At 29.6% G+C, this 8,197-nt stretch carries 8 protein-coding genes; 3 read left to right on the plus strand and 5 right to left on the minus strand.

The window, feature by feature from the left end:
* Positions 1-430 precede the first annotated feature (430 nt).
* On the plus strand, positions 431-1,456 hold the full coding sequence (locus tag ACLVEP_RS03440) for a tyrosine-type recombinase/integrase (protein WP_412582839.1): 1,026 nt from the start codon (positions 431-433) through the stop codon (positions 1,454-1,456).
* A gap of 160 nt (positions 1,457-1,616) precedes the next feature.
* Complete coding sequence (locus ACLVEP_RS03445) at positions 1,617-1,850, plus strand: integrase core domain-containing protein (protein ID WP_412582840.1); 234 nt, start codon at positions 1,617-1,619, stop codon at positions 1,848-1,850.
* Between the two features lie 15 nt (positions 1,851-1,865).
* Here ACLVEP_RS03445 and ACLVEP_RS03450 read toward each other — a convergent pair whose 3' ends face one another.
* The 4 genes from ACLVEP_RS03450 to ACLVEP_RS03465 all read right to left on the minus strand — a co-directional run bounded on the left by ACLVEP_RS03450 (position 1,866) and on the right by ACLVEP_RS03465 (position 7,313).
* A complete protein-coding gene (locus ACLVEP_RS03450) occupies positions 1,866-2,702 on the minus strand; it encodes a hypothetical protein (RefSeq protein WP_412582843.1) in 837 nt (278 codons plus the stop codon).
* 111 nt (positions 2,703-2,813) lie between these two features.
* Positions 2,814-6,032: a carbamoyl-phosphate synthase large subunit gene (gene carB, locus ACLVEP_RS03455; RefSeq protein WP_412582844.1), complete on the minus strand. Its 3,219-nt coding sequence runs from the start codon at positions 6,030-6,032 to the stop codon at positions 2,814-2,816.
* A 226-nt stretch (positions 6,033-6,258) separates the two neighbouring features.
* On the minus strand, positions 6,259-7,050 hold the full coding sequence (locus ACLVEP_RS03460) for a hypothetical protein (protein WP_412582845.1): 792 nt from the start codon (positions 7,048-7,050) through the stop codon (positions 6,259-6,261).
* Between the two features lie 95 nt (positions 7,051-7,145).
* Positions 7,146-7,313, minus strand: a complete 168-nt coding sequence (locus tag ACLVEP_RS03465) for a helix-turn-helix transcriptional regulator (protein WP_175301386.1) — start codon at positions 7,311-7,313, stop codon at positions 7,146-7,148.
* Between the two features lie 170 nt (positions 7,314-7,483).
* On the opposite strand from ACLVEP_RS03465, the gene ACLVEP_RS03470 reads away from it, so the two are divergent.
* On the plus strand, positions 7,484-7,945 hold the full coding sequence (locus tag ACLVEP_RS03470) for a hypothetical protein (protein WP_412582846.1): 462 nt from the start codon (positions 7,484-7,486) through the stop codon (positions 7,943-7,945).
* Between the two features lie 21 nt (positions 7,946-7,966).
* Here the strand turns inward: ACLVEP_RS03470 and ACLVEP_RS03475 are convergent, their stop codons facing one another.
* On the minus strand, positions 7,967-8,116 hold the full coding sequence (locus ACLVEP_RS03475; protein ID WP_412582848.1) for a hypothetical protein: 150 nt from the start codon (positions 8,114-8,116) through the stop codon (positions 7,967-7,969).
* Positions 8,117-8,197: the final 81 nt, after the last annotated feature.

The raw sequence follows: 8,197 nt of genomic DNA on the forward strand, positions 1-8,197 counted from the left end.
ATTAATGGTTAATATAATTTGCGGTTGTGTGGTGTGTTAAATCTGCGGTTTAACAACAAATATGATTCACTCATGAACAATATTATTCCAAATAGAAAATATTTCTTTTCTGATCAAATTGATAAGTATTATTCCTCGAATTCAATTCCGCTATACTTTAATAAAATATGGGATTTAGCTGGACTAAGAAGAGAAACTGAAGTAAAACCCAGAGCATATGATTTAAGACATCATTTTGCATGTGAGAACCTTTTGAAATGGTCATCAAATGGTGAGAATGTATACGCTAAGCTTCCGTACTTAATGACATACATGGGACATTCCAATTTAGAAAGTACATATTATTATCTCCATCTCATTCCCGATTTTTTTCCCAAGTACAATCAAATTTCATTTTCAAGTAATGACTTGATTCCGGAGGCAGATGAATATGAAATATAATCGCAATCAGGATTCTTCTTTTTGGAAGTTGGCTCGCAGTTTTCTGCATGAATACATGCCAATTGTAAGAAATCTATCAGATAAAACAGTTGAATCATATAAAATATCAATCAAATTGTATCTTACATTTATCAATGATGAAAAAAATATAACCAATGACAAAATAACGTTTGACATATTCACAAGAGCAAATATGAAAGATTATATCGTTTGGTTGAAAAATAAAAATGCATCAGCAAAGACTATAAATTTAAGAATGACCGCCTTGAAATCATTTTTAAAATACTGTTCAGAAGAAGATTTTGAACTTAGAGTGTTCTATAATAACGCATGTACCATCAAAGGTCAAAAAATCATTAAAAAACCCATAGAATATCTTAAACCAGAAGCAACAAAAGCCATTTTATCAGCATTTGTTGGAGATACGGTAAAACACAGACGTAATCGAATGATACTTATATTAATGTATGATTCAGGATGTCGTGTTCAGGAAATAGCTGATCTGAAAGTTTCATCATTACATTTGGATGTACGTAACCCATATATGACAGTTATAGGAAAAGGAAGAAAAACACGAAATGTTCCCCTTACCAGAAAAACAGTTTTACATCTCAAAAACTATTTGACTGAATTTCATGAGGAATCAAAAGATGAATATTTGTTTTATTCATTTTTAGATAACAAGCCTCATCAGCTTTCCACTGACAGTATTGCCCTGATTTTAAAACAGGCAGCTAAAATAGCCAAGGAAAGATGTGCTCTCGTTCCAGATCGAGTACACTGTCATATGTTACGTAAAACAAAAGCAATGGATCTATACAAAGATGGAGTTCCATTACCATTTATTATGCAGTTTCTTGGGCATGAAAGCATGTCAACAACTTCTGGTTTTTATGCATTTGCATCATTAGAAATGATGTCAGAGGCATTGAACAAATCACATGTAGGAACAATAACTGAAGAAAAGCTATGGACTAAATCTAACAATATAAAAGATCTATATTCACTTGACTGATAAGAATACTATACCGAAGAATGAGAAGTTTTTCCTATACCGTTATCAAAACTTCGGTATAGTTTTTTCTTCGGTATAGTCACTATTATACTGAATTCGGTATAATAGTGATAGAGGAATACAGTTTACAAGTGAATTATATAAAGAAATAACAGAAAAAATGAAACGAAGCTATTCAAAAAAAGCATGTCCATGGGACAATGCATGTATAGAATCGTTTCATTCATTAATAAAGAGGGAGTGGTTAAATCAATATAAAATCCAAAATTATGATGATGCATATAAACTGATATTTGAATATATAGAGACATTTTATAATACAGTGAGAACGCATAGTCACTGTAATTATCAAAGCCCAAATCAGTATGAAAGAAGTTATGCAAAAAACAGTTAAACTAAATGAAATATTTCAGTTTAACTGGTACTTTTTCTTGACGTAGTACCAAATTCCTTCATTTCTTGCTTCTAATGCAATACTTTCACCTAAATCGCACATATCTCTAACCTCTCCTTCTATTTTCTTTGTATCAAATCCGTATTCTTCTACTATTTTTAATTTTTCTTGATAATCTAATACATTATTCAAAAATACCATCAGTGGTGTAAATAATTCATCATATACTTTATATTTTTCATCTAAGTTATGTTCTTTGTTTAAGTATATCACAAGAATAACACCCTTGTCATAAACATCCTTTCTTTCTACTGTTGTTCCATAAATAATTCTTTCATGTGTTTCATAAACATTCATATGCCCATCTTTTATTTTGGGAGCCTTTGGTATAATCCATAAAGAATACACCTTTTTCATTCCATCATAGTTTTTACCATCATACTCTCTTCCCCATTGACTAGATAACATTCGTGCAATGTATGCTTGTGCTCTAGTGATAATAGAATACCCTGGATAAAGATTATTTTGTATTTCTATATTTAAATAAATACGTATTTTCTTTCCATTTTCTTGAGGTACATCAATATAACACAAAATATCATAATAAACCACGCCTTCATCTTTGATAAAGCCTTCCTTATCTACAAGATGAAAATGTGGATTAACTATGCGATCACCTATATGTACTCCTTTTATTAGTCTTCTAATTTCTTCAATACTTAAATGCTTTGCTTCATCTACAACTACCTTTATAATTCTTGATAAAACTTCTTCATTTCCAATGATCATCTTGCATAAATGATCATACATTGTTGTTTGTTTACTTGTTGTTATTTGATTTATTTTGTCCATAAGTAGTCCTCCTACTTATTTATCTGTTCTTTTTTTACTTTTTTTCTTCTTTTTTTGAAAAAAATAAAAAAATTGTTAGGAAATCATCAGATTTCCTAACAATCATGTATCCTAGCCTTTAATAGCTTTATGATATTCTTGAAGTGATTTAACTTCATGTGTTCCATGAATTTCAGCTTCTAAAATACCTTCTACTGCAGCATTTGCAGCAGCAATATTTGTCATATATGGAATTTTCATTTTAATTGCTGCTTTTCTAATATAACTATCATCATGTGCTGATTCTTTACCATGTGGTGTATTGATGACCATATCTAATTCACCATTTGTAAGTGCATCTGTAATATTTGGACGACCTTCATTGATCTTTTTAATTTTGATAGCTGGAATATTATTGCTGTTGATTAATTCAAATGTTTTACCTGTAGCTACAATTTCAAATCCTGCATCATAATATTTTCTAGCAAGAGCAACAACATCTTTTTTATCTCTATCAGATACAGAAATTAAAACACGACCAGATGTTGGTAATTTTGTTTGAGTAGCTTCTTCAGCTTTAAAGATAGCAGCTCCATAAGAATTAGCCATTCCTAAAACTTCACCTGTTGATCTCATTTCAGGTCCTAAGATTGGATCAACTTCTGGGAACATATTGAATGGGAAAACAGCTTGTTTAACTCCAATATGTGGAATCTTTCTATCTTTTAAGTCTTTAACAGGTGATGGTCTACCTGTAAGTTCACGCGTAACAATATCTGTTGCAAGTTTTACCATGTTGATGTTACATACCTTAGATACTAAAGGTACTGTTCTTGAAGCACGTGGATTTGCTTCTAAAACATAAACTTTATCATCAGCAATCGCATATTGCATATTCATTAAACCACGTACATTCATTTCTCTAGCAATTTTCTTTGTATATTCTTTAATTGTTTGTACATGTCTTACTGGGATATGTTTAGATGGTAAAATACATGCTGAGTCTCCTGAGTGAATACCAGCAAGTTCAATATGTTCCATAACTGCAGGAACATAAACATTTTCTCCATCAGAAATAGCATCTGCTTCACATTCCATAGCATCATTTAAGAAACGATCAATTAAAATTGGACGATCTGGAGTGACACCAACAGCAGCTGCCATATATTGTTTTAATGAATCATCATCATAAACAACTTCCATACCTCTACCACCTAATACGTAAGATGGTCTTACCATTAATGGATAACCAATTCTTTGAGCAATTTCTAAAGCATCATCGATTGTTACAGCCATTCCTGATTCAGGCATTGGAATTTCTAATTTTTCCATCATTTCATTAAATAAGTCACGATCTTCTGCCATATCAATTGTTTCAGGTGTTGTTCCTAAGATATTTACACCATTTTCTTTTAATTGACTTGCTAGATTTAATGGTGTTTGTCCACCAAATTGAGCAATGACTCCTAATGGTTTTTCTTTTTCATGAATACTTAAAACATCTTCTAATGTTAATGGTTCAAAATAAAGTTTATCAGATGTATCATAATCTGTTGAAACTGTTTCTGGGTTACAGTTTACAATAATTGTTTCAAATCCTAATTTCTTTAAAGCAAGAGAAGCATGTACACAGCAATAATCAAATTCAATACCTTGACCAATTCTGTTAGGTCCTCCACCTAAGATCATGATTTTCTTATTATTTGAAACTTCATCTTGATCTTTTCCATTATATGTAGAGTAATAATAAGAACTATCTTTTGTACTTGATACATGTACAGGTTCCCATACTTGATGCATACCCATTGCAAGTCTTTGATTTCTAATGTCTTTTTCTTCAACATCTAATAATTTAGAAATATATTTATCAGCAAAACCATCTTGTTTAGCTTGTTTTAAAACATTATCTGGTAATTGTTGTCCTTTATAAGAAGCAATTTTTTCTTCTTCTTCAACTAATTCTTTCATTTGTTCAATGAAATAATGTTTGATTTTTGTAAGTTCAAATAATTCATTAACTGTAGCACCTTTTCTTAAAGCTTCATACATAATGAATTGTCTTTCACTTGTTGGATTAACTAATAATTTTAATAATTCATCTTTAGATAAATCATTAAAGTTTTTCGCATAACCTAAACCATAACGTCCAATTTCTAATGAACGAATTGCCTTTTGGAAAGCTTCTTTATAAGTTTTACCAATACTCATAACTTCCCCAACAGCTTTCATTTGTGTACCAAGTTTATCTTCTGCTCCTTTGAATTTTTCAAAAGCCCAACGTGCAAACTTAATAACAACATAATCTCCATCAGGATAATATTTATCTAATGTTCCATATTTACCACATGGAATTTCATCTAATGTAAGTCCAGCTGCTAACATTGCTGAAATTAAAGCAATTGGGAAACCTGTTGCTTTAGAAGCTAAAGCAGATGAACGAGATGTTCTTGGATTGATTTCAATAACAACAATACGATCAGTTACTGGATCATGAGCAAATTGAACATTTGTTCCACCAATAACACCAATTGATTCAACAATACGATAAGCTTGTTCTTGTAAACGATTTTGTACTTCTTTTGAAATTGTAAGCATTGGTGCACTACAGAAAGAATCTCCAGTATGTACTCCTAATGGATCAATATTTTCAATAAAACAAATTGTAATCATGTTATTTTTAGCATCTCTTACAACTTCTAACTCTAATTCTTCCCATCCTAAAATAGATTCTTCAATTAAGCATTGGTGTACTAAACTTGCTTGCAAACCTCTATTTACAACTGTTTTTAATTCATCAACATTGTAAACAAGTCCTCCACCTGCTCCACCCATTGTATAGGCTGGTCTTACAACTACTGGATATCCTAATTTATCAGCAATAGCTAAAGCTTCATCAACAGTGTTTGCAATTTCACTTCTTGCCATTTCAACACCAAGTTCATTCATGGCTTTTTTGAATTCTAAACGGTCTTCTCCACGTTCAATGGCATCAACTTTTACTCCTAATACTTGAACGTTATATTTGTCTAAAACGCCGGCATTACTTAATTCAGAACATAGATTTAAAGCTGATTGTCCACCTAAGTTAGGAAGTAAAGCATCTGGTCTTTCTTTTTCAATGATTTGTGTTAATCTTTCTACATTTAACGGTTCAATATATGTCACATCTGCAGTTTCTGGATCTGTCATAATTGTAGCTGGGTTAGAATTGACTAAAACAATTTTATACCCTAATCCTCTTAATGCTTTACAAGCTTGTGTTCCTGAATAATCAAATTCACATGCTTGACCAATAATAATTGGTCCTGAACCAATGACTAATACTGTGTTAATATCTTCTCTTTTTGGCATCTTTAATCCCCCTTTTGATTGTAAAAAAAACATATCTTAGAAAAGATATGTTTCAAATTAAAAAATAAAAAGCGAAAAAGGGCCCATGTCTTTATATTGAATTGTCATAAGTAGATCTTTTTTCATAATGGCCTCCTATAAGTAATTTCGCTCTATCCATAGAAAGATTATATAAGATAATGAATGGGAATTAAATAAATTAAAATATAATTATCATACTAATTTTTTATTTCCATACCAAATAATATCCTTGCCAATTCTTTTTAAGTTGAACTGTGTCTTCTTTTTTCTTTTTTATACCCATTTCATTTGTATAAGTATATTCAATCATGATTGTATCTTCTTTTTCTAGGTTTTTACATGTATATTTCTTTTCAAATTCAATATACTCTTTATCACTATTAATTTGGTCTAGAACAATCGTTTTCTTTTTCTCACCATTAATATAAATTGTTCCTTTAACATCATGATACTCTGTCTTTCTTTTAAAATTATATTCTTTATCCCACAAATAAATTTCATCTTTCTTTGTCTTATTTCCACTAAATGAAAGTGTAAAATTAGCCTTTTTCTTTTTATTATCATAACTTTCTAACATAAAACCTCCACTAGCATCTTCATCTAGATAGTTTTCAAAGTTGATATCTGCATCTAATGTTTCAGAATTTGTTTCACCATTTGTTTGGGAAATAAGTTGTGCGAATTGAAGTGTTTGAATAGGAAGATTTATTGTTCCTTTAAAATGATCTTCTTCTTTATTTAAAGAAAGTGTATATGTATCTTTATCAGTTTTAAAAATAACTTGTGCTGTTGTATTATCTTGATAATTTTTTAAAATCAAATCAATATTTAAATCATAACTATCATTTTTAATATCACTGATAAAACCACTAAAATAAGAACAAATAGAATTTGTATCTAAAGTAATTGGTTCTCTATTTTGATAATCATAAAAATCATTGATTTGTTGTTGCAATGAAGAATTTGCTTCTTCCAATGCATCCATTCTCTCACTCATCTTAACTGCTACATAACTTTCCATAATAAATGATAGAAAAATAACAATTCCAAAGATAATAATCATATTTCGATGATTAGTACTTTGATCCGTTTTTATTTTTTTCTTTCATCTAAAAGTTCTTCTAAAGAGATGCCAAAAACATCAGCCATAGCCTTACAACTTTGTATATCAGGTGATGACTGATTACTTTCCCATTTTGATATTGTTTGTCTTGATATATGCGGTAATTTACCTAATTCTTCTTGCGATAATCCCTTCATTTTCCGATATTTTTAAATACGTTCTCCAAGTGTCATATAATCTTTTCTCCTTTTATTCATCATAACATGAAATAAGAAGAAGATATGCTCTAAGGATTAACATTTTGTCTATAAATCTTTACTTTAATAAAAATCAAATATTTCGTACAATTATCTAAAGGAGGAATTCTATGAAATCTAAAATACTCTTTATTTGTTGTTTTATTTTATTATTATGTGGTTGTTCAAAAAAGGAAGACACTAAAACCGAAGGACTTCTTACAAATAATGATATTGGTTTTACAATTATCGTTGAAGATGGTCGTGGAATTACAAAGGATTCTAAGATAAATCATATAAATGATTATATTGGTGATCAGTATATAGAATCAAAAAAGAATAATGATACAGTTTATTATAATGATTCTATTCAAATTACTTTAAATAAAAAGAATAAAGTTAAAAAAGTAGAACTATTTTCAGATCATTACAAAGTTGAAGGTAATTTCTACGTTGGTTTAGAAAAAAATAATTTAGATTACGAAAATCACAAAGAAGCGAACAATCAATATATTGCCTATAGTGAAAATAAAACAGTTAAAATGACCTACACGCTTTCAAACAATACAATTACAAAAATCACATTAGCCTAAAAATAGTTATCGATCAGATAACTATTTTTCTTTTAATTTCTTCATTTTTTCTTCTTTTGCAATCGTTTTAAAAATAATACTTTTACTTGTAGGACTATATGATTCAAAATCTATCTCATGTGCATGCTCATCATATATTGGTGCATCATCCACAATAATCGTTACATTCATACGTAAAATATCATAAATTCTTTTTACTAAACTTTATATCTGATTTTTGATTATCCCTATAAATATTACACTTTCAAGCAT

The sequence above is a fragment of the Faecalibacillus sp. genome (assembly GCF_047023275.1).
Lineage (GTDB): Bacteria > Bacillota_I > Bacilli_A > Erysipelotrichales > Coprobacillaceae > Faecalibacillus.